We start from the raw sequence: 22580 nt of genomic DNA on the forward strand, positions 1-22580 counted from the left end.
TCTCTAATATTAATTACATATCATAACCAGATCGCCCTTTTCTCTTCGCCCGGTAGTTTTTCACTTTCGCAATCGTACCGCATGCTCTTCCTCCTTCTTCTCTAGCATACATACCGCACCATCTTTTACTTCCATTTCGCGAATGATCATAAAATACCCAGCGACAATCTGGACATGCTTTTAACCTTCCCCATACATTTTCTTGAATTGACATTAACACAATGCTTAACACTTTTGTATACACATTCTCTTCATATACCGGTTCATATGTAATACCTTTCATATCATCCTTTATATGTACATGAAATGTGTATTTCTCTAACCATTTTTGCAATGATCCTTCGCCTTCAATTGTCATCCGAATATCTTCTCGAAAACCTCTTAATTCCTCTATCGTATGAAATGGAAACTCTTCATCAAAATATTCTTTCATAAAAAGCTTTATGTCTTCTTCTGTTTGCAGCAAATCAATTGGCTCTCTCGTATCGTTTGGTATTCTCCATGTATTTAAAAATTCCCGAATATATTCTAGTTCATTTGGAGCGTTTTGATTCAATTCGATCCACCTTCTTCTTAAAATTTACTTTTTTCTGACTTTATGTATAATTATAGTATAAAATAGTTAACCATCAAATAATTTTACTGGTTACATAATTAGGAGGATTTCTATGAAAAGTTTCTCAACACCGATACGTTTCATGCTTATTTCTTCATTTTTTATGTCTTTTGGGTATTTTGCAGTATACGCATTTTTAGCTATTTATCTATTAACCTTTCTTCATTTTTCTGCTGTCCAAGTAGGAAAAGTGTTGACGGTTATGACAATTACATCACGAGTTATCCCATTATTCTCAGGGTTAATTGCTGACAAAATAGGCTATATCATTATGATGATAGCCGGTTTATTTTTGAGAGGAATCGGATTTATCGCTTTAGGAATATGCTCTGATTTCTATACAATTTCTATTTCTTCTGCACTTATTGGCTTCGGAACTGCATTTTACGAACCTGCTGCGCGCGCCATATTCGGTTCACAACCAGCTCATTTGAGAAAAAATTTATTTACATATTTAAACCTTAGCTTTAATTGCGGTGCAATAATCGGACCAATTGCAGGAGGGTTCTTACTCTTACTTGATCCAATCTATGCCTTCTCTCTAACAGGATCACTTATGCTGTTATTCGCTTTTATCTTTTACTTACTTAAAAATCACTTCCAAGTCACTACTGAAAACACGTCTATTACATTAGGAATACAGGCCATCTTACAAAACAAGTCTTTCCTTCTGTTTTCCTTTATCATGATTTTCTTCTATATTATGTTTACTCAACTTACTGTCGCACTTCCACTTCATATGAAAAACATTAGTAGTAGCAATCAACTTGCTACACTCGTTATTACGATAAATGCGATAACAGGCGTCATATTTATGGTATTATTCCGAAAATTATTCCACAAATACAACACACTTTCAATTATTAAATACGGTGTTTTATTAATGAGTATTTCCTTTTTACTCATTCCTTTATTTCAACACCCATATTGGCTCTTTATTTGTGTAATTTTATTTACAATCGGTGAAACACTCGTATTACCTAACGCTGATATCACTATTGCAAATTACAGTAATGAATCATATACAGCCACTTTCTTCGGATTTTATCAACTATCACTCGCATTTGGTTTTATCATTGGTAATTATACCGGTACATCTTTTACATCCAACTTAAGCGGAATGTATACACCATGGCTTATTTTTGGCGGAATAGGACTTATTGGTTTTATTTCACTACATATTTTGAATATAAAAAAAGTGGCCTCTAAAGAGGATATACACCTATGTAATACAAGCGACCTATAACGAAAAAGATTCGACCATCATCTTTGACAGTCGAATCTTTTTATTTTTCATATTCAAGGTGATTATGTCTTTTACAACCAAATAAATAGCAAGCCCCTATATAATCAGTTTCAAACTCTAATCCTGGAACGTATCCAGATTTGATACGTTCTACCATTGTTTTATAACAATTATTCTCTTCTGTATATTCCTCAATTAACTCTTTCTTATCATTTTCTGTCCAGTTTTCTTCTACTTCTTCATTCTGAACATCTTCTATTTCTGCTGTTTTCGCTTCGATACATTCCCGTATAACTTCATTTATACGGGAGAAATTATTCGTTTTATATAGAGCATACACAAATCTACCAATCCAATTAGGACTTTTCCAGCATTCTTTATATCCCTTTTCGAACCATTCAATTGCTTCTTTATAGCAATTCAACTCAACATATAAATCTGCTACATTAATTTCCCCTAAAAAATTATCAGATTCCCTGTTAAAAGTATCTAACTTCTCTTTTGCTTCTGTCGTTCGTTCTAAATCAATTAAACATTTTACATAGCTATACATGATATAGTCCGAATCCCCTGCAACTCGCAAGAAAAAGTCTGAAGCTTTTTCCAGCTCTCCAAGGTTATAATGCGCTACAGCTACATTATGATATGCTTCATCTGATGGTTGAATCGAAATAGACTTTTGTAATGCTTCTTTCGCTTCTGTCCATTTTTCTTGTTTCATGTAAATGTCCCCTAAGATGTTATAAGGAAAGTATGAAGAAGGATTAAACTTAACAACTTCTCTTATTAATTCAAGAGCTTTATCATCATTCTCTTCCTCATAAAAGTACATCCAAGCCAGATTATTGAGAGATTGTACGTCTCTAGATTCATGTACTGCTTGTTGAAACAGTTCCATTGCTTCCTCATATTTATTTTGTTCAAACATTTCAATTGCCTTCTCATTAATGTTCAAATAACTACCTCCGAAGTAAATGAATTCATCTATTCCCTATCATTATTGTAAAATATAAAAATTATAATTTCTATAAAAAATTTCTTTCTCTCGTCTACATTTCGATTGAAATAGAAGCTAAAATATACGAATTTACAAAAATCAGTAAATTTTTCATTCTCCCTTAAATTGGATATACCTCCTGTTTCATTTTACATATTATGGTACAATTAAGAGGGTACTAACTAAACATTTACGCTCCGCACTAGTAATCTAGCAATACAAAAATCAAAAATCACATGGAATTGAGGGATGTTATGAAACAGAAATTAGCTGTTCTTCTATTCACTGGAATCATATTATCAGGATGTTCAACTATAGCAGAGAATTCTTTAGAAAGCGGGAAAGGCAGTATGGAATTATTAACACCAACGATTACAGCAAAAGACAATGAATTAGAAATTAAAACTAAAGGCATTGATGAAAATAAAGTAACTTTTATTTATGTTGCTAATAAAAAAGTGTTGGAACAAAAACTAAAAAATGGTGAATCCTACAAACTTAACATTAAAGATATCGAACACGCTCATAGGACGGACTACAAACCAAAAGTTCAACTTTTACAAACGAAAGACGATGATGATGATGGAGAAATAGTAACCTTCAAACAAGTTAGATATACAGTTAAAAACTGATTTTAAAGTTGTTTCATTATAAATGTAACAAAAGAAAATATACTTTTAACAGTAGATAAATGTAGGGGGTGCTAACATGAAAAAACGATGGATTTCTTGGTGGATTGGTAACATATTTTGGATTATCGTTTTTGGAATATGGGCCGCTATTATTTGGCTACGAGATGTTGATGGTGCTGGTGTTATTCAAACACCTGAAATTAAATCAATATCACTTATCGTTTTATTAATCACGTTTATCATACCGGTATTTTTTCAAATTATATGGCTAATCATTAATTTGAGAATGAGTAAAAAACATAATTATACGATTTAGTTTTTTTGAATTAACAGATGAATATTTTTCATAAAAAAAGAGAGGAATCTACATCAAAATAGATTCCTCCCTTTTACATTTAGACTTATACTGCGCTTTTAATGCATCACTATTCCTCTTTTTTACGATGCATGTTCATCTTTCTTCTTCATTAACGCTCTTTTCTTCATCGCCTTCGTTAAATATCCACCCTTAAACGAGCGAATTTCATACGAAGACATAAACGCTTTCGGTGCAATTTCATTAATGATTTCTAAAAGCTCTTTCTCTCTAGAACGCTTTGCGACGATATCTAAGCGATAACGTATAGAATTAATACCTTCGCCTTCAAATACTGTAACGCCAAATCCAGAGTGACGTAACTCATCTACTAATTCATTACAACGGTCTAGTAAACTAACTTGATACGTAATATAACCAATTGCTAATTTATTCTCTATATAACCGCCTAATAACAGTCCCGCACTAAAGCCAATGACATAGGCAACGATGTTCATCCAATTTGATAAATCTTGAAACACAATACCTAAACTGACAATGTAAATAGCTCCTTCTAACAATCCAACACCAGCAGCGGATCTTGTTTGATTCTTTACAAGCAAAATCGTACGGATTGTTAATATTGGAACGTAAATAATTTGAAGCACAAAAATAAGTAGCGCTTGTAACATTGGTATCCACCTCTTTCAAAAAGTCTTTTGTCATAATAACATACATAACCTTTAGAAATCGATGGGTTTTTTAAAATTTTTTTATTATTTTTCATACTATTGAAAAACACAAAAAAGAAGCGTATTATATTTGTCATTAATTTGATTACTTGTATCATATCGCTAAACTAAAAAAGGAACCTGATTAGGTCCTTTTCATCATAGCTCTATATTTTTCGAAGCATGTTCTCTTTGCTTCTCTTCTTCTTTCACTAACTGCATATTTGCGTACGCTAAATTTGCAATCATTAAAAAGTGACCACCTAAAATACCTGTACCGAATGCCCACATTTCCATTTCATGCTCAATTTCATACATGATGATAGCTCCTAAAATAGCAGCTGCAAATCGGTTTAAAACTCCTAATCCAGGAGCCTTTTCCTTCATTACGATACTTTTCCCGAGTTTCTCCACTCTGCGAGCTAATAACCAAAGACAATAAGCACTTACTGCTAATCCAATACCGAACCCTGTCACTTGTTTTCCAAACGGAGTAATCGTCCACATAAGTAGTAAACCACTAAAGATCACATACAATTGTAATCGATATACACGTAAGGCTTCTTGAATCAAAATATCCGCTCCTAAGTTCTCATTTTTTGTACTTTAGAAGAAAAGCAGCAACTTACACAGTTGCTGCTTTCTCTTCTTCTTGTTCTTGTTCCATCTTACGAATTTCAACACGTTTAATTTGGTAAGCGTCTTTTTCTAACACTTTAAATTCATAACCTTCCGCCTCAACGTGTTGTCCTTCTTCGATTTCATGATTTTGCATCATAATCCATCCACCGATTGTATCCACATCATCTTCTTCGATGTGTAATCCAAATAAATCTTTCACTTCTGAGATAAGCACTTTTCCATCAACAATAATATGTTGCTCGTTCACATGTTGAATTGGTGGTGCTTCATCTTCATCATATTCGTCACGAATTTCGCCGACGATTTCCTCCAAGATATCTTCAAGCGTTACAATTCCAGCTGTTCCTCCGTACTCATCATATAAAACAGCCATCGGAATTCGCTTCTTCTGCATTTGAAGTAATAAATCGTGAATTGGAGTCGTTTCCATCACTTCAATAATCGGACGCATATACGAGCGAATAGATGATAAATCTTTTTGATCCTCGGTCATATATCGAATAAAGAAATCTTTTACGTTGACCATACCGATAATATCATCTTTATCTTCTCCAAAAATCGGATAACGTGTGTATCGCTCATTTTGGATTACTTTCATGTGTTCTTCTACTGAATCTTCCAGGTAGAAACCAACGATTTCTGTTCGCGGTACCATAATCTCTTTTGCAATACGATTATCAAATTCAAAAATGTTATTTACATACTTGTATTCAGCTTGATTAATTTCGCCACTTTCATAGCTATCTGAAAGGATAAGACGTAATTCTTCTTCTGTATGAGCTACTTCATGTTCTGAAGCTGGCTTTAAACCAAATAAACCAGTTATCACACGAGCTGAACCGTTCAATACCCAAATAAATGGATACATTACTTTATAGAACATCATTAATGGACCTGCCAATAATAACGTTACCCTTTCAGCCTTTTGAATTGCCATCGTTTTTGGAGCTAATTCTCCTACTACAACGTGTAAATACGTCATAATCATAAAAGCAAGACCAAATGTTAATACTGATGAAATAGAAGGATTTAAGTTCCATTTCTCAAATAACGGGTGTAATAACTTTTCAATTGTCGGTTCACCTAACCAACCTAATCCCATAGCTGTAACTGTAATACCTAATTGACAAGCAGATAAATATTCATCTAAATTTGTTGTTACCTTTTTCGCTGCTAAAGCACCGCGTTTTCCTTCCGCAACAAGCTGATCGATACGGCTTGAACGTATCTTTACAATCGCAAACTCTGCTGCTACGAAAAATCCAGTAAATGCGATTAAAATCGCAACCATGACTAAATTAAATATTTCCAATGAATCCCCTTAGTTAAAAAACTAAGGTGTCCACCTCCTGTATACTATAATGTTTTCTTATTTGTTTGTTAGAAAACATAGCCCGATACAAAAATTAAAGAGGTCGGATTTCACTTATTCTATAATAATAGAGCAAGTGTCTGTATTAAAGCTGTCGTTTGACCTGATAAAGATTTCGATATTTTTTCACGTTGTGAATCAGTCAATTCATCTAAAAGCGGTTTTAACTCAGTAAGCTCCACTTCTAATCGATGAATATGGTCTGTCACTTCATTCACTTGTTTCGAAACGTGTTCATTGATACCGAGCAGCTTCTTCTTCTCCTCGATTTTCTCTTTAATCTCACAAAGCGGCATATGCATTTCTTTGCACTTCTCAATAAATTGTAATGTCTCAAATGCTGTTTCGTCGTAATAGCGATAATTAGATTGAGATCGCTCCGCTTTTAAGATACCTAGATTCGTATAATAATCAATCGTTCGTTTCGACACGTGAGCCATGAGAGCCAACTGTCCGATTCGATACACCTTCCCAACGATCTTCCCCCCTTGTTTATATTACTTACATCATACAATACATAAACTGTACAGTCAAACGTGACGGTTTATTATTCACAATTTATACAAAATTCCAATCTCCTCCTATGATGATTCAATACGAGTAATCTACACTTATACAATAAAATTACTAAACTACTACCTAATCACTACATTATCTGCCACTTTTAACCTTTCTTATTTAAAAGCATATCCTACTAATAATGATTGCTTGTATAGGAGGGAATTAATATGAAAAAGACAATCATTTCTCATTTTTATAATGAAGAATACCTACTTCCATGGTGGCTTATGCATCACACGAAAATATTCGATCACGGCATTTTAATTAATAGAGGGTCTACAGATCGTTCCGTAGAGATTTGTAAACTATTAGCACCCCACTGGGAAGTACGAAATTCAAGATTTCTTGAGTTTGATCCAACTAATACTGATATTGAAGTGATGGAAATTGAAAGAGAAGTTTCAGGTTGGAAAATCGTTTTAAATACTACTGAATTCTTTTGTTGTAATAATACTGAAGAATTTTTTTCATCTCTTCATACACTAGGCCAAAACATGTATGCGATTAGAATGATTTTAATGATAGATAATCATAATTATAATTATTCAAAGCCTAGATATTCTATCCCCTTAGTAGAACAGCGATACCACGGTGTCTTCCCTTATAACCCAAATCTCGGATGTGCTTGGAGATTTATTCACAATCATCTAGACGGTGCATATTTACCTGGTAGACATCATTCGCGGCACGGATATATAATTTATGACTATCCTTCATTTATTTTAAAATTTTATTTTAGCCCTTGGAATGAACAATCAAAGGCAAGAAAATTACAAATTACACCTACCCTTTCAAAAAGGGGTGTTCAAATGGGACTTCAAACACATTACGGTCAATCTCCTGAAGTACTGGACATACGTTTTTTAGAGCTTAGTAACCTAACACAAGACCTCCGTCATAACCCTGAATATCAAGAATTATTCCCAAAATTCAAACCGTAATACTTTCTGCATCGTCATCACCTCAAACATTTTCATTCACTTAATCAAAAACAATCTCATTTGCATAAAACATGAATACTGTATAAATAATAAATTTTTATTTTAGGAGGAAAAAATGAAAGCTGTTATTCTTGCTGGTGGGTACGGTACAAGAATTGGGGAAGAAACACATTTAAAACCGAAACCTATGATTGAAATTGGAACAAAACCCATTCTATGGCACATTATGAGTTTGTATAGTCATTACGGAATTACTGAGTTTATTATTTGCTTAGGCTATAAAGGATATGCAATTAAAGAGTTCTTTCTAAATTACAACTTACACATGTCTGATTTCACAATACAGTTAAACGATAATACAATTACTAGCCATTCTCATCGTGTAGAACCATGGAAAGTTACACTAATCGATACTGGTGTAAATACCGAAACGGGTGGCCGAGTGAAAAAGATTCAAAATTATGTCGGAGACGAACCTTTCTGCCTCACTTATGGTGATGGATTAAGTAATGTAAATATAAAAGAACTTATTACATTCCATAAAAAACATGGAAAAATGGCTACTGTTACTGCCGTACAACCTCCTGGTAGATTTGGTTCTCTCATATTAGATAAACAGTCTGTAACATCTTTTCAAGAAAAACCATTAGGTGATGGCGGATGGGTTAACGGTGGATTTTTCGTTTTAAATCCTGAAGTTTTCAATTACATTAGTGGAGATAAGTCTGTTTTTGAAACAGACACTTTAGTTCAGTTAGTAAACAAAAATGAATTGACCGCATATCAACATTCTGGTTTTTGGCATCCGATGGATACATTGCGCGATAAAAATAAATTAGTCGAGCTATGGGAAAGTAATAGCGCTCCGTGGAAGGTTTGGTAATATGGCTTCATCATCTTTTTGGAATAAGAAAAAAGTATTTATTACAGGACATACTGGATTTAAAGGCTCCTGGCTCACCCTTTTCTTAAGTTCTTTAGGTGCAGAAGTAGTAGGCTTTTCTTCTCATCCCCCATCCATTCCTAACATTTTTGAACAAGGTAACGTAGCAAAAGAGTGCACGACAATGAAAGGCGATATTACAGATTACCATTCTTTATTTCATGCCATGAAGCAGCATAAACCTGACATAATATTTCATTTAGCAGCTCAGCCAATCGTAACCGCTTCATACAAAAATCCTATCGATACATTCAAAACGAATGTTTTAGGTACTGTCCACGTGCTAGAAGCAGCAAAGTCCGTCGAAAGCGTACGTGCCATTATTAATGTGACAAGCGATAAATGTTATGAGAATGACAGTAGTGGCGACCGAGCGTTCGTGGAAAATGACCGACTAGGAGGTTTCGACCCTTATAGCGCTAGTAAAGCTTGCGCTGAAATAGTGGCAACATCCTATCAAAAATCATTCTTCCGCACTAATACCCAGAAACTCGCCTCAGTCAGAGCTGGTAACGTCATCGGCGGTGGTGATTGGGCAGAAGATCGATTATTCCCTGATATCATTCGGGCATATTTGCACAATCATACTTTGTATATTCGAAACAAATATGCCGTCCGTCCGTGGCAACATGTTTTAGATCCTCTACATGGCTATATCCTTTTAGCTGAGAAACTTTGGAATGATGATAAATATGCAGAAGCGTGGAATTTCGGCCCAATGAATGAACCTAACAGAACCGTTCATGATGTCATTGAATCTGTAATAAAATTATGGAATAACCCACTAACAATCATTTCCTCCTCTACAAATACTCCTTATGAATCACCTGTTTTAACACTCGACAGTACAAAAGCAGTAAATAAACTCGGCTGGACTCCTAAGTTATCAACAGATGATGCTATCGCTTGGACTGTTGATTGGTACAAAAAATATGCATCTGGTGAAAATATAGAATCTTTCACACGACAACAAATCGATGCATTCAAAAATTTATAAGGGGGCTATAAAATGGAACAGAAAAAATGCCGTTTTTGCCACTCATTACTAACCAACACTTTTTTAGATTTGGGCGTTTCCCCTCTTGCTAATTCATTTGTAGCTCCTGAAAGCTCATATAAAATGGAACCTTTTTATCCGCTGCACACATTTGTTTGTAACTCTTGTTTACTCGTACAGCTAGATGAATTTGAATCCCCACAAAATATTTTTCATAACTATTTATACTTCAGCTCTTACTCCTCAAGTTGGCTACTACACGCTAAACAATACGTAGAAATGGCGATTAAGCGTTTCAACTTAACGAAACATTCAAAAGTGATTGAAATCGCAAGTAACGATGGGTACTTATTACAATACTTTAAAAAAGAAAATATCGAGACATTGGGAATTGAACCCGCGAAAAACGTAGCAGAAATTGCTATCAAAAAAGGAATTCCTACTCATGTAAATTTTTTCAGTAATGACTTAGCAAAAAAATTGCCACAAGCTGATTTAATCGTCGCAAATAACGTATTAGCACACGTTCCGAACTTGCATGATTTTGTCGCTGGTTTAAAAACACTATTAAAACGTGATGGCACGATAACAATTGAATTCCCGCACTTATTAAACCTTATATCCTTTAACCAATTTGATACCATCTACCATGAACACTTCTCCTACTTCTCACTTATAAGCCTTCAAAAAGTTTTAAGTTATCATCATTTACAAATTGTTGATGTAGAAGAACTTTCAACGCATGGTGGTTCCTTACGGATTTTTGTAAACCATCTAAATGCCCAATCAACTATCCATTCCAATGTTACAAAATTAATTCAAAAAGAAGTCGACCACGGGTTAGATACTTTAGATTACTATCTCCTTTTTTCTAAACGCATCGAACAATTGAAAATAAATATTTTAAAGTTTTTTATTGAAGCGAAAGTTTTAAACAAACAAATTATCGGTTACGGTGCTCCAGCTAAAGGAAACACCCTTTTGAATTATTGCGGGATAGGTAAAGAATTTCTAGCTTATACAGTAGATAAAAATCCTCACAAACAAAATCTCCTTTTACCAGGAACTCGTATTCCAGTAAAATCTCCAGCAGAAATTAAACGTACAAAACCGGATTACATTTTCATACTTCCTTGGAATTTGAAAGACGAAATTATGAAAGAATGCTCTTTCATTCGTGAATGGGGCGGTAAATTTTTAGTGACGGTTCCAGAAGTTGAGGTGATCGAGCCATGAAGAAAGTTGTTGTAACAGGTGGTAGTGGCTGGATAGGTAAATATGTTGTACATTCACTTATACAAAAGGGATATGAAGTGCACGCCACGTATAATAAAAATAACCCCTCTCACCTCCCTTGCCATTGGCATAAAGTAAACTTGCTTCGCGATGACGAAGTAAAACAATTCATTTCGGATGTTCAGCCTAGCCATCTCATTCACCTTGCTTGGGAAGCAGTGCCACCAGCATGCTATGTATCTATTAATAATTACTATTGGCTAAAGTCTAGTATTTCATTGATTCAACACTTCACAACATGCGGCGGAAAGCGTGTTGTCGTTGCAGGTACTGGCGCAGAGTACGAATGGTTTAACGGCGTATTATTTGAAGATTCACCGCTCCTTTCCTATAAAACCCCGTATTCTTTATGTAAAAATGCACTGCACTCCTGGCTAGAAACGTATGCACAACAAACAGGCCTCAGCATGTGTTGGGGCCGCATTTTTCATATGTATGGACCTCACGAACAAGGTAATCGGCTCGTTTCTAACATTATCACTTCCTTATTAAAAAATGAGGAAGCACTATGTACACATGGAAAACAATCGAGAGATTTCCTCCATGTGAGTGACGTCGCTGACGCTCTCGTAACAGTATTAGAACATGGCGTTACAGGCACCATCAATATCGCTTCAGGTCAATCTGTACAAATTAAAGAACTAGCTTCTATCATCGCTAAAAAGATAGGAAAAGAACATTTAATTAAACTAGACGCGATTCCTTTCTCTAAAGATGAACCTTTATTCGTCGGCGTTAGTGTAGAACGTTTAAAAACTGAAGTAAACTGGAAACCAACATACGATTTAAATACAGGAATAGAAGAAACAATTTTATGGTGGGAATCATTTATACAAAAACATAACGATATACGTCACTAAAACGTAAATCCTTCGTTCCTCTCGCTAATTCCTTATACCATTCTTCTAATCTTTCCGGCGTAATAATATGGTGCGTCCCCATTCCCCCATGCTTACTAGCTTCAGAAAGAGTCGGACCAATTTGTAACTTTCTCTTTCTCATCACATCGTTCCACGGACTAAACCCAAACCATAATATACAAGCAAGAGGTGGATAAATCATCGATTCATGCGCAGATAAATGTCTTCCAACCGTATAACTTCCATGCTCATGATTATGAATAAATCTACCTCTTCTCCATAACGGCCAATCTTCTGGTAAATAACCATGAAATCGCTGTTTCATTAAAGGTATTCCAAAGTTAAGGTCAGGATAGTTGCAGTTAGGATCATCAACCATAATAAGCCCGTCCAGCCAATACATCCTCCCCCCCAATTCATGTAGCGATTTCCAAAACTGATTTTTATCTTGCACGCAAAGAAACTCAGTCGTATTTAAAATCATTTTCCATCCTTGTACTTCTTGTTCTATCCTCATCACTTCATGATCTGTCGCATATGCATCAAACTCTGGATTTACAGAATCTCGCACCTCCCAATGCGGTGCGAATTTTTTACAAATCTCAACGGAACGATCTGTTGAACCTTTATTAATTAAAATACCATGATCAAAAAGTTTCGTATGATGCATAAGCCACCATGGCAATAAATACTCTTCATTGTAAAAATGTGAAATAACGGTTGTAGTTATAATAATCTCCTCCTCTTTCTCTATTAATCTACTTTTTATCCTACAACCAATATACTCATAAGCAAAAATATGTTTCCTAATTATCGGTCAAATATTATTATTAATATTTTTGTAAGTTTTCCTTCGGTACCCAGCCCTTCTCACCATCTCTTCCTTCGCACCAAACCCATCCATTCAATTCTTCTAATCCGATCAATCTTTCTCCAATACTCACATTTAATTCTTTCGCAGTATATTGTTTTATAATAATTCCCGTTCCATTCATATCTTTTCTTATAATTTGCTCCGGAACCCATCCTTTCCGGTCATATTTCTCTTCGTGACAAAACATCCAGTTTTCCCAATTTTCAGGACCAGCGTAACTCTCTATCATTTTCACTACATCCCCCTCTTCTAAGCGAATTGGATTAGGATAATTGCTAACATGTGATTTTATAACGATATATTTCATAACACTCTCCAATAATCAGAAAATTAAGTTATAATATCATTATAAAATTATGAAGGAGGAATGCACTCATGTACTACAACACTTCATTCGAAAACGATCAACCTGTAGGCCGTCTATAAACTAAGACGGGCTTATAACACATACACTATGCCTCGTCTTAGGGAACTCATATTACCCTAAAAATAGACGGAGGTACTTCAAATGAAACAAACCATTTTAGGAGCTATATGCTTATCACTAGCAGCAAGTATATGGGGCGGTATGTATGTTGTTAGCAAATACGTACTCGATTTCATTCCACCACTAACACTCGTTTGGCTACGCTTTATTATCGCTTTTGTTGTTTTATATGGCATTTTGAAACTAGCTGAGAAAAAGCAAAAGAAAAAAGTAACCATTCGCAAAAAAGATTGGCTCCTATTCGCTTGGATTGGATTTATCGGCTATTTCATTTCGATCACATGCCAATTTATCGGAACAAAATTATCCGACGCTCATACAGGCTCGTTAGTTACATCAGCTACACCTGCATTTATGGTTATATTTGCAGCGCTCATTTTGAAAGAAAAACTAACTGCTCGTAGACTTTTATCTACTATAATAGCGACAATCGGTGTCATTATCGTAATCGGATGGGATATTGAAATTGGCTCCTATTTTATTGGAACAATCATTTTAGTTGGAGCCGCTATTACGTGGGCTTTACTATCTATTTATGTAAAAATCGCTTCAATCCAATTTTCATCCTTAGTTATTACAACGTACGCAATTTTCTTTTCACTCTTTTTTATTACACCTTTTATGATATGGGAGCTACAAGCGGCCTCTATCGGAACAGTAAATACGTACGTAATATTAGGCGTATTATACTTAGGAATCGTCTCAACAGCAGGTGCCTTTTTCCTTTGGAATAAAGGATTAGAATTACTGGATGCAAGCATAGGTTCCTTATTTTTCTTCTTCCAACCTATCGTTGGATCGTTACTTGGTTGGCTCTTATTAAATGAAACATTAAATAGTAACTTTTTTATTGGTGGTATTCTTATTATATGTAGCGTTTTCATTACTACTTTTGAAAAGAAATAAAAAGCAGGCAGAGATTCTTAGTCTCTGCCTGTTCGCATTATTGGATCTTGGTCGTGAAAACCAATACAAATCGGTATATTATTTTGCACTTCACTACGTACACTTATAAAACTACACAGCGTTTTAGCAATTAAATATAAAGTGATACCAATTGCTTTTTCACTTGTGTCAAAGCCATTTTCATTATACATATCCGCTAATTCTACAGACTCCGGTCCCTCAACATCATATGTCCATTCAGAAGCCCAATCATCATCCTCTTCTTCAAGTGGAGCATACTCCTCACAAATATAAAACTGACTAGTCCACTCGTTATCAAGGTCATACTCAAAATAAATCGCTTTTGCTTCTTCATTAGTAGCCATTTCTACAGCTGCATCCAAACCTACTCGAATACTTACCTTATATGACTCTACATCAATTACTTTAATTCGTTCTGCATATTCTGTAGACGCCAACATGCAACAAATATCATAATACTTCGCTTCTATTTGCTCTACTGCTAACGAAAAGACATCCTCTTGCATCTCTTCTAAATACTGAAATATATCCACACTAAATACTCCTCACTCTTTACGCACTCCAATGCGATGGACGAGACAATAATTTCGGTAATTTCGTATGTTTGTCCCCTCTAGCAGCATTAACTTGAACTTGCGTCAGAAAAATACTATTAGTAAAATCAGCCCCGCGAATATCTGCATCTCGCAAATCTGCTCCGATGAGATCTGCTCCTCTTAAATCTGCACCATTTAAGTTAGCCGCAATTAAGTAAGCTCCTCTTAAATTTGCACCTTGTAAATTTTTCTTTTTCAGATTCGCTCCCATAAGGTCTGCTCCGCGGTGAATGATTCGTTTCTTACGCGCAGTATTCATTTCCTTCCATACTAATTCGCTCGTTTCTAAAAGAAGAATGTTCACCTCTGCCCTATGCATTGGAACATTTATTTTCATTAACTCATCTGGATTTAAATTCGAAAGTCGCTCTGTCTCCTCAATTGCGGTCTCCAGCTCTTTATGAATTGGCTGTGTTGCCTTTAAAAGAATCGCTTCATTCAAATACCAAAGCATTTCATGAAGTTGATGCATAACCGGAAAAGCATCGTACATTTTTCTTGCATGCTTTGCATCTTCCCTCCAATCAATCCCTTTAAACGTACCCTGAGAAATCTTCTGCCCAGCACCGAAACATTCAAATACTGTACAACCTTTATAACCTTTTCCTCTAAGATTTTTATGTATACTACATTTAAAATCTGATTGTAAGTTGGAACACGGTTTACCACCATCTTTATTCACTGCAAAATCTACCGATGCTGCAAACGGTAATGCAACGCAACATAGACCGAAGCATTTTTCGCAGTTTGCTTTTAAATGATCGTTATGATTAGTCAAAATCTATACCCCCTGTTGTCTTTTGACTATTTCATAATATTCCAACTGTAATAAATAATCAATTTTAAAATAAACCAGCATCTTTCGTTTCAATTCATAACTTTATCATTCGATTTCCTTTCAATTGAAAAGGACTATTTCTATTTAATGAATTATAATTGAATTATAAATTTTCTAACTAAAAAGGAGACTTATTATGGCACTAGAAATGAAAACAAACTGTCAAATTTGCGATCAATCGCTCGAACAAAATTCTGAAGCATACATTTGTGTATATGAATGTACATTTTGCGCACCATGTACAGAAGAAAGACATAACGTTTGTCCAAACTGCGGCGGCGAATTAGTACGTAGACCGAAAAAGAAATAATAAAAAGCAAAGCGATATCGCTTTGCTTTTTATTATTTTCTGAGTTTATGAAATTATATCGAACACAACTTAAACATTTACAAACTTCACACAAACAGGCTCTGGCACAGCAACATCAGATTGTAAAAGTGTTAACTTACCTGTAGATTCATCTCTTGAAAATAACACAAGATTATGTGACTTTTCATTTGTAGCAACAAGGAACTTTTCAGTAGGATCTAATACAAAGTCTCTTGGCCAATTTCCTTCTGTAGATGTGTGTTCAACAAATGTAAGCTGACCTGAATTTTGATCTACGCTATAAACAGCGATACTATTATGACCACGATTACCTGCATATACAAAACGGCCGTCAGAAGAAATATGAATCGCACTTCCTTGATTATTTTCATCAAACTCTTCTGGAACAGTAGAAATATACTGTAATTCTGTAAAGGATCCTTCTGCAGGATTATAGGTTAACACAATAACCTCTGAACTAAGCTCCGTCATCACATATGCATACTTTCCATTCGGATGAAAAGTAATATGTCTTGGACCACTTCCTGGATTTACAGATAAACGATTCACTTCTGTTAATGTACTATCTTTTACTTCATACGTAATTATTTTATCTATCCCTAAATCAACGCCCACTACATATTTTTCATCAGGAGTGTACCCCGCGTAATGTGCATGTGGTTTTTCTTGTCTTTCTTTATTCGGACCTGAACCTTCATGTGCCATAATAGATGAAGCAGGATTTACAGTTCCATTTTCTTCATTTATTTCAAAAGACTCAATCGTTCCTTTATGGTAATTCGCTGTAACTACTGTATGATTTCCACTATCAACACTAATATGACAAGGAGAAGCACCTTCTACTACTTGTCTATTTTTCGCTTTTAGTTCTCCAGTATGACTATCAATGGAATACGCAGCTACACCGCCAGATTCGCCTTCCTTAACAACGGAATAGAGATATTCATTATTTCGGTTAATCGTTACATATGTAGGGTTATCCAGCTTAGCGGCAAGTGTTACATTACTAATTTTTTTTGCTTCTACATCTAGCGTAAATTTATATATTCCTTCGCTATTTTCTTTCGTGTAAGTTCCAACATATCCAATAAACTCTTTGTTATCCTTCATTTTCATAACCCTCTCTCCCTATATTTTTCGTTCATCATGCTTCTTAAAATATTTTATGTTGAAAGAGTATCCTAAAAAATCGGAGTACCTCTTTATACGTTACCATATTTTCTTGGTAACTAGCTTTTAAACCCACTTTTTTTGGTACGCTGCTATACTTTCATATTCTTCTTCCAATTGACGAGACAGACGAATATAGATTGGTGTTAAATCTTTATACTTTTCCACACTTTCCATGTTTGGTTCATGGTGGAAATTCGCACCTACCATTTCAGAAACTACATGCAACGTATCTACTTCACCTAAACTATATAAACCGAGGATTGCAGCTCCTAAGCAAGAGCTTTCAAAACTTTCCGGAACATATACGTCTTGATGGAAGATGTCCGCCATCATCTGTCTCCAAAGCTCCGACCTTGCAAAGCCGCCTGTCGCTTGAATTTTTTTCGGTTCGCCAATTAACTCTTTTAAAGCGAGAAGAACCGTATATAAATTATAAATTACTCCTTCTAAAACAGCACGGATAAGATGTTCTTTCTTATGATGCAATCCGAGTCCAAAGAAAGATCCTCGTGCATTTGCATTCCATAAAGGAGCTCTTTCCCCTGCTAAATACGGGTGAAACAATAAACCGTCAGATCCAGGATTCACTTTTGCTGCTATTTCAGTAAGTACTTCATATGGATCTTTCCCTAAACGCTTCGCAAGTTCAATCTCTGAAGTACCCAATTGGTCACGAGCCCATCTGAAAATCATACCGCCGTTATTCACTGGTCCACCGATTACCCAATGGTCTTCAGTTAACGCATAACAAAAAATTCTACCTTTTGGATCTGTTACAGGACGATTTGTTACAGCACGTATCGCACCGCTTGTACCAATTGTAACAGCCACAACACCAGGATCAATTGCATTTACACCTAAATTGGATAGGACTCCATCACTCGCTCCTACTACAAAAGGCGTAGAAACAAGTACATTCATCTCTTTGGCAAGCTCTTCATCTAATCCTGTTAAACTGTGCGTTGTTGGAACAAGCTTTGAAAGCTTTTCATCTGTAATTCCCGCAACATGTAAAGCCTCGTCATCCCATTTTAAAGATTTCAAATTAAACATCCCTGTTGCTGACGCTATAGAATAATCAATTACATACTCTTTATATAACTTGTAAAAAACATATTCTTTAATAGAAATGAATTTATAACTTTTTGCGAATAACTCTGCCTGCTCATTCTGTAGCCAAACTAATTTCGAAAGTGGTGACATCGGATGAATTGGTGTCCCAGTACGAAGGTAAATTTCATGACCATTCATATCATTCTTTATTTTCTCCGCCCAGCTTGCACTTCTATTATCTGCCCAAGTGATACATCTCGTTAACGGCTCTCCCTTTTCATCTACGGCAATGATACTATGCATTGCCGAGCTAAAAGAGACACAAAGAATATCACTTGGCTGTACACTACTTGATTGTATAGTTTCTTTAATCGTATTTATTACTGCACGAAAAATTTCTTCTGGGTCTTGTTCTGCTATTTCAGGTGTAGGAGAATATAAAGGATATTCAATTCCATGACTTGCAATAACAGATCCATCAGTAGAAAATAGAACTGATTTTGTACTAGTTGTCCCAATGTCTACACCAATCATATATTTTGAGCTCACCATTTCTTCCTCCTAACAAAAATCCCTACAGTATCCTAATCATATAAGAACCATAAAAATATATTTATTTTATCTGTTCATAACGTTATGTGCTAAAGTTGTCTCTCTCAATTCATATAAAAATATCCTTATTATTTTAAACAAACATATCGAGTAGTAAAACTCCTCCAAAAGCGATAAATGAAAGTAACGTTTCTAATACTGTCCATGTTTTAAATGTTTCTTTCACTGTTAACCCTAGGTATTCTTTTACCATCCAAAAACCAGCATCGTTTACGTGTGAAAACATTAATGCTCCTGCACCTGTTGCAATAACGAGTAACTCTAAATTCACACCTGTCGTATTTTCAACGATTGGTGAAACGATGCCCGCCGCTGTTGTTAAAGCGACTGTCGCTGACCCTGTCGCAATTCGAATTAATCCAGCTACTATAAATGCTAATACAATTGGAGATAGTGCTAAATGCTCAGACATTTGAGCAATAGCATTGCCTACACCACTATCGATAAGAATTTGCTTAAATCCCCCGCCGGCACCAATAATCGCAACAATTGAACCGATTGGTAATAAGCTATCTTCTGTTACCTTCTTAATAGCCTTTTTATCGATACCTTGGCGAAATCCAAGAAAATAAAACGCTGCAAAACATGCAATCAATAGTGCAATGATAGGACTACCGATTAATGTGACAGTCTTCATCAAAGTAGTAGAAAGAGGCACATAAGGAGCTGCTGCAGCTAAAACCATTAACATAACAGGTAACAAAATAACTAAAAATGAAACTCCTATTCCTGGTAATTTCGTTGATTTTGTATTTACACGAATCAATTCTGGCTCATTTTCAGGAATTACACGTTTGTGAATCCATTTCGCAAATATAGGACCTGCAATAATCGCTGCAAAAAATGTAATAATGAGTGAATACATTAGTACCTTCCCAAGATTCGCTTTATAAATACCAATTGCTACAATTGCCCCTGGATGCGGAGGAACAAGGCCGTGTACGACAGATAGCCCAGCAATTGCTGGTAATGCTATCAATAAAATATTTTGTTTCGTTGTTTTATGAATTGAAATTACTAACGGTAGTAATATTAAAATACCTACTTCAAAAAACACCGGGATTCCAATAATAAAACCTGCAATTAACATAGCCCATGGTAAGTTTTTTATCCCAAAGGATTTTATAAAGAACTCTGCCACCTGCATTCCAGCACCTGACTCTGCCATCATTTTCCCTAAAATTGTACCTAATACTAAAATACCTACTAAATGCCCGAGAACACTTCCAACTCCCGTTTCATAAGCACTTACTATTTTATCCATTGGCATTCCAGACATAATTGCTAAAAACAAACTTGCAATCGTTAAACTAATAAACGCATGCCATCTCCACCACGATACCCCTAAAATAACAATTACAATTGATAATAATGTAATAATTAAAAGGTACATATTCATACTCAATCCCCCTTTATGTAAACCCTTTCATAAATACTATATAATGAAAAGAACCTATATAGTTCTTACTTGAGTAAAAGATACCTTTTCATATTGCTATACGTTTAAAAGCATCTTCACATCATAATGATTTATATAAAAAGAATCTCCCTTATTAGAGATACACTATAACTCATCTCTCTAATAAGGGGATTTCTCTTTCATAATTATAATGTTATTGTGATAAACGCTTCGCGCGATCAATTTTTCCTTTTTTAAAAGTGAATGACACTTTCATCTCTGCTTTTTTCACGTAGTAAGACTACAAAATCAGGATCCAGTTTAAACGATGAAGTTACTTAGGATTTGTCCTCTCATGAAAAGCAATTTTCGGAAAGCACCTTCACTTTCATGCATTATAATTTAGGAGCTTTCGCCCAATCCGCAGCAAATTTCTCAATACCTTGGTCTGTTAATGGGTGCATAGCAAGTTGCTCGATTACTTTATAAGGGATTGTTGCAATGTGAGCACCTGCCATCGCTACACGAGTTACATGATCTGGATGTCTGACAGAAGCCGCAATAATTTGTGTATCTAATTGATGAACATCGAATAATTCAGCAATTTTAGCAACTAATAGTACACCATCTTCAGAAATATCATCTAAGCGTCCTAAAAATGGAGAAACATACGTTGCACCTGCTCGAGCAGCTAAAAGTGCTTGGTTCACAGTGAAAATAAGTGTAACGTTCGTTTTCACACCTTTTTCAGTAAGATAGCGACAAGCTTCTAATCCTGCTAGCGTCATTGGAAGTTTTATCGTGACGTTTTTATCGCCACCGTTAATTTTAATTAATTCTTCTGCTTGAGCAATCATTTCTTCAGCTGTAACAGCATCTGGCGTTACTTCTGCCGAAACAGACTCAACTTTAGGTACTGCCTGACAAATTTCTGCGATACGGTCTTCAAACTTAACGCCCTCTTTTGCTACTAAAGAAGGATTCGTTGTAACACCAGCTAAAACTCCAAGTTTATATGCTTTTTTTATGTCCTCAAGATTTGCAGTATCAATAAAAAATTTCATGATCAATTCCCTCCAGTTTTTAAACGTTGATGAGTTACATGTTTAATATGCTTATCCCGTAAAAGCCCGATTGATGTGGAATAAAGCCCCTACTTATTAAAGTTTCACTTTATTTCTTTTCTACTGCATGTCCGCCAAATTCATTGCGCAGAGCTGCTACAACTTTTCCTGTAAATGTATCATTGTCTAATGAGCGGTAGCGCATTAATAGAGACATTGCGATAACAGGAGTTGCTGTTTGAAGGTCTAATGCTGTTTCTACTGTCCATTTTCCTTCACCAGAAGAATGCATAACACCCTTAATTTCATCCAGTTTTGCATCTTTAGAAAATGCATTTTCTGTTAATTCCATTAACCAAGAACGAATGACTGAACCGTTGTTCCATACTCTTGATACTTTTTCATAATCGTAGTCAAATTCACTTTTCTCTAGAATCTCAAATCCTTCACCAATAGCAGCCATCATACCGTATTCAATTCCGTTATGAACCATTTTTAAGAAGTGACCACTACCAGCTTTTCCAGCATATAAGAATCCATTTTCTACAGAAGTATCGCGGAAGATAGGTTCAACGATGTCCCAAGCTTCTTGATCTCCTCCAATCATGTAACAAGCACCATTACGAGCGCCTTCCATTCCGCCAGAAGTTCCTGCATCCATAAAGTGAATGCCATCTTTCTTTAATTGTTCATATCGGCGGATAGACTCTTTATAATGTGAATTACCTGCTTCAATTAAAATATCTCCTTTTGATAAAAGTGGTGTGACCTCATCAATAACAGAATCAACAACAGCGTGTGGTACCATTACCCAAAGAATTCTTGGTGTTTGTAATGACTGAACAAGTTCACTTAAACTAGATGTACCTGTAGCCCCGTACTCTTTCATTTCTTCCACTGCACTTGCATTTAAATCAAATGCTGCTACTTCATGTTTATGATCCATTAAATTTTTCCCTAAATTTAATCCCATTTTACCTAACCCAATTAATCCTACTTGCATAATATAATTCCTCCTCAAATTATCTTTTATTAAAAATTCATATCACTACAATCTGGAATACCTTTCAGCACTGAAATGTTAGTATGTACAGAAA

At 35.3% G+C, this 22580-nt stretch carries 25 protein-coding genes; 10 read left to right on the forward strand and 15 right to left on the reverse strand.

Annotated elements, in window-relative coordinates; translation table 11 throughout:
• Window positions 1-13: 13 nt before the first annotated feature.
• Window positions 14-556 (reverse strand): CGNR zinc finger domain-containing protein, encoded by a 543-nt coding sequence (locus tag C3Y97_RS16505; protein WP_136363530.1) that lies wholly within the window; start codon window positions 554-556, stop codon window positions 14-16.
• A 112-nt stretch (window positions 557-668) separates the two neighbouring features.
• Here C3Y97_RS16505 and C3Y97_RS16510 point away from each other — a divergent pair, with 112 nt between their 5' ends.
• Window positions 669-1862 (forward strand): MDR family MFS transporter, encoded by a 1194-nt coding sequence (locus tag C3Y97_RS16510; protein ID WP_136363531.1) that lies wholly within the window; start codon window positions 669-671, stop codon window positions 1860-1862.
• 40 nt (window positions 1863-1902) lie between these two features.
• On the opposite strand, the gene C3Y97_RS16515 is transcribed toward C3Y97_RS16510, so the two are convergent.
• Complete coding sequence (locus C3Y97_RS16515) at window positions 1903-2817, reverse strand: tetratricopeptide repeat protein (protein ID WP_001024458.1); 915 nt, start codon at window positions 2815-2817, stop codon at window positions 1903-1905.
• 278 nt (window positions 2818-3095) lie between these two features.
• On the opposite strand from C3Y97_RS16515, the gene C3Y97_RS16520 reads away from it, so the two are divergent.
• Both C3Y97_RS16520 and C3Y97_RS16525 read left to right on the forward strand, forming a co-directional pair.
• Window positions 3096-3491 (forward strand): hypothetical protein, encoded by a 396-nt coding sequence (locus tag C3Y97_RS16520; protein ID WP_002041528.1) that lies wholly within the window; start codon window positions 3096-3098, stop codon window positions 3489-3491.
• Window positions 3492-3567: 76 nt separating this feature from the next.
• Window positions 3568-3807: a DUF3923 family protein gene (locus C3Y97_RS16525; protein ID WP_000747681.1), complete on the forward strand. Its 240-nt coding sequence runs from the start codon at window positions 3568-3570 to the stop codon at window positions 3805-3807.
• 122 nt (window positions 3808-3929) lie between these two features.
• Here the strand turns inward: C3Y97_RS16525 and C3Y97_RS16530 are convergent, their stop codons facing one another.
• The 4 genes from C3Y97_RS16530 to C3Y97_RS16545 all read right to left on the reverse strand — a co-directional run bounded on the left by C3Y97_RS16530 (window position 3930) and on the right by C3Y97_RS16545 (window position 6998).
• Window positions 3930-4478 carry a DUF2179 domain-containing protein gene (locus C3Y97_RS16530; RefSeq protein ID WP_000938438.1) on the reverse strand — a complete coding sequence of 183 codons (549 nt, stop codon included), beginning with the start codon at window positions 4476-4478 and terminating at the stop codon, window positions 3930-3932.
• A 198-nt stretch (window positions 4479-4676) separates the two neighbouring features.
• Window positions 4677-5090, reverse strand: a complete 414-nt coding sequence (locus C3Y97_RS16535; protein WP_000613876.1) for an ATP synthase subunit I — start codon at window positions 5088-5090, stop codon at window positions 4677-4679.
• A 52-nt stretch (window positions 5091-5142) separates the two neighbouring features.
• The gene (locus C3Y97_RS16540) at window positions 5143-6471 is read right to left on the reverse strand and encodes a hemolysin family protein (RefSeq protein WP_000402258.1); all 1329 of its coding nucleotides are present in this window, start codon (window positions 6469-6471) and stop codon (window positions 5143-5145) included.
• 119 nt (window positions 6472-6590) lie between these two features.
• Window positions 6591-6998, reverse strand: a complete 408-nt coding sequence (locus tag C3Y97_RS16545) for a MerR family transcriptional regulator (RefSeq protein ID WP_000285639.1) — start codon at window positions 6996-6998, stop codon at window positions 6591-6593.
• A 261-nt stretch (window positions 6999-7259) separates the two neighbouring features.
• On the opposite strand from C3Y97_RS16545, the gene C3Y97_RS16550 reads away from it, so the two are divergent.
• From C3Y97_RS16550 to C3Y97_RS16570, 5 genes are all read left to right on the forward strand, one after another.
• Window positions 7260-8033: a glycosyltransferase family 2 protein gene (locus C3Y97_RS16550; RefSeq protein ID WP_000750973.1), complete on the forward strand. Its 774-nt coding sequence runs from the start codon at window positions 7260-7262 to the stop codon at window positions 8031-8033.
• A gap of 115 nt (window positions 8034-8148) precedes the next feature.
• On the forward strand, window positions 8149-8916 hold the full coding sequence (gene rfbF, locus C3Y97_RS16555; protein WP_000648808.1) for a glucose-1-phosphate cytidylyltransferase: 768 nt from the start codon (window positions 8149-8151) through the stop codon (window positions 8914-8916).
• A gap of 1 nt (window position 8917) precedes the next feature.
• Entirely contained in the window at window positions 8918-9973 is a 1056-nt protein-coding gene (rfbG, locus tag C3Y97_RS16560; protein WP_000168662.1) for a CDP-glucose 4,6-dehydratase, read from the forward strand.
• 12 nt (window positions 9974-9985) lie between these two features.
• Complete coding sequence (locus tag C3Y97_RS16565) at window positions 9986-11209, forward strand: class I SAM-dependent methyltransferase (RefSeq protein WP_000435779.1); 1224 nt, start codon at window positions 9986-9988, stop codon at window positions 11207-11209.
• Window positions 11206-12129: an NAD-dependent epimerase/dehydratase family protein gene (locus C3Y97_RS16570; protein ID WP_000758376.1), complete on the forward strand. Its 924-nt coding sequence runs from the start codon at window positions 11206-11208 to the stop codon at window positions 12127-12129. The genes C3Y97_RS16565 and C3Y97_RS16570 overlap by 4 nt, the downstream gene beginning before the upstream one ends.
• On the opposite strand, the gene C3Y97_RS16575 is transcribed toward C3Y97_RS16570, so the two are convergent.
• The gene (locus C3Y97_RS16575; protein WP_079998819.1) at window positions 12098-12898 is read right to left on the reverse strand and encodes a glycosyltransferase family 2 protein; all 801 of its coding nucleotides are present in this window, start codon (window positions 12896-12898) and stop codon (window positions 12098-12100) included. The two genes, C3Y97_RS16570 and C3Y97_RS16575, sit on opposite strands and share 32 nt — an antisense overlap.
• Before the next feature lie 61 nt (window positions 12899-12959).
• Complete coding sequence (locus C3Y97_RS16580) at window positions 12960-13310, reverse strand: SH3 domain-containing protein (RefSeq protein WP_000875284.1); 351 nt, start codon at window positions 13308-13310, stop codon at window positions 12960-12962.
• A 201-nt stretch (window positions 13311-13511) separates the two neighbouring features.
• On the opposite strand from C3Y97_RS16580, the gene C3Y97_RS16585 reads away from it, so the two are divergent.
• A complete protein-coding gene (locus tag C3Y97_RS16585; protein WP_000814732.1) occupies window positions 13512-14396 on the forward strand; it encodes a DMT family transporter in 885 nt (294 codons plus the stop codon).
• Window positions 14397-14413: 17 nt separating this feature from the next.
• On the opposite strand, the gene C3Y97_RS16590 is transcribed toward C3Y97_RS16585, so the two are convergent.
• Complete coding sequence (locus tag C3Y97_RS16590; RefSeq protein ID WP_000350943.1) at window positions 14414-14950, reverse strand: hypothetical protein; 537 nt, start codon at window positions 14948-14950, stop codon at window positions 14414-14416.
• 19 nt (window positions 14951-14969) lie between these two features.
• Window positions 14970-15791 carry a pentapeptide repeat-containing protein gene (locus C3Y97_RS16595; RefSeq protein WP_000181423.1) on the reverse strand — a complete coding sequence of 274 codons (822 nt, stop codon included), beginning with the start codon at window positions 15789-15791 and terminating at the stop codon, window positions 14970-14972.
• Window positions 15792-15987: 196 nt separating this feature from the next.
• Here C3Y97_RS16595 and C3Y97_RS16600 point away from each other — a divergent pair, with 196 nt between their 5' ends.
• Entirely contained in the window at window positions 15988-16161 is a 174-nt protein-coding gene (locus C3Y97_RS16600; RefSeq protein ID WP_001162792.1) for a DUF1272 domain-containing protein, read from the forward strand.
• 69 nt (window positions 16162-16230) lie between these two features.
• On the opposite strand, the gene C3Y97_RS16605 is transcribed toward C3Y97_RS16600, so the two are convergent.
• From C3Y97_RS16605 to gnd, 5 genes are all read right to left on the reverse strand, one after another.
• Window positions 16231-17298: a lactonase family protein gene (locus C3Y97_RS16605; protein ID WP_000782261.1), complete on the reverse strand. Its 1068-nt coding sequence runs from the start codon at window positions 17296-17298 to the stop codon at window positions 16231-16233.
• Window positions 17299-17418: 120 nt separating this feature from the next.
• Window positions 17419-18960: a gluconokinase gene (gene gntK / locus C3Y97_RS16610; protein ID WP_100655053.1), complete on the reverse strand. Its 1542-nt coding sequence runs from the start codon at window positions 18958-18960 to the stop codon at window positions 17419-17421.
• Window positions 18961-19093: 133 nt separating this feature from the next.
• Window positions 19094-20419: a gluconate permease GntP gene (gene gntP / locus C3Y97_RS16615; protein ID WP_001057599.1), complete on the reverse strand. Its 1326-nt coding sequence runs from the start codon at window positions 20417-20419 to the stop codon at window positions 19094-19096.
• A 395-nt stretch (window positions 20420-20814) separates the two neighbouring features.
• Window positions 20815-21483, reverse strand: a complete 669-nt coding sequence (gene fsa / locus C3Y97_RS16620; protein ID WP_000667692.1) for a fructose-6-phosphate aldolase — start codon at window positions 21481-21483, stop codon at window positions 20815-20817.
• Between the two features lie 109 nt (window positions 21484-21592).
• Window positions 21593-22486, reverse strand: coding sequence for a phosphogluconate dehydrogenase (NAD(+)-dependent, decarboxylating) (gene gnd, locus C3Y97_RS16625; protein ID WP_001195914.1), 894 nt, complete (start codon window positions 22484-22486; stop codon window positions 21593-21595).
• Window positions 22487-22580 lie beyond the last annotated feature (94 nt).

This window comes from Bacillus sp. DU-106 (assembly GCF_004799705.1).
Lineage (GTDB): Bacteria > Bacillota > Bacilli > Bacillales > Bacillaceae_G > Bacillus_A > Bacillus_A cereus.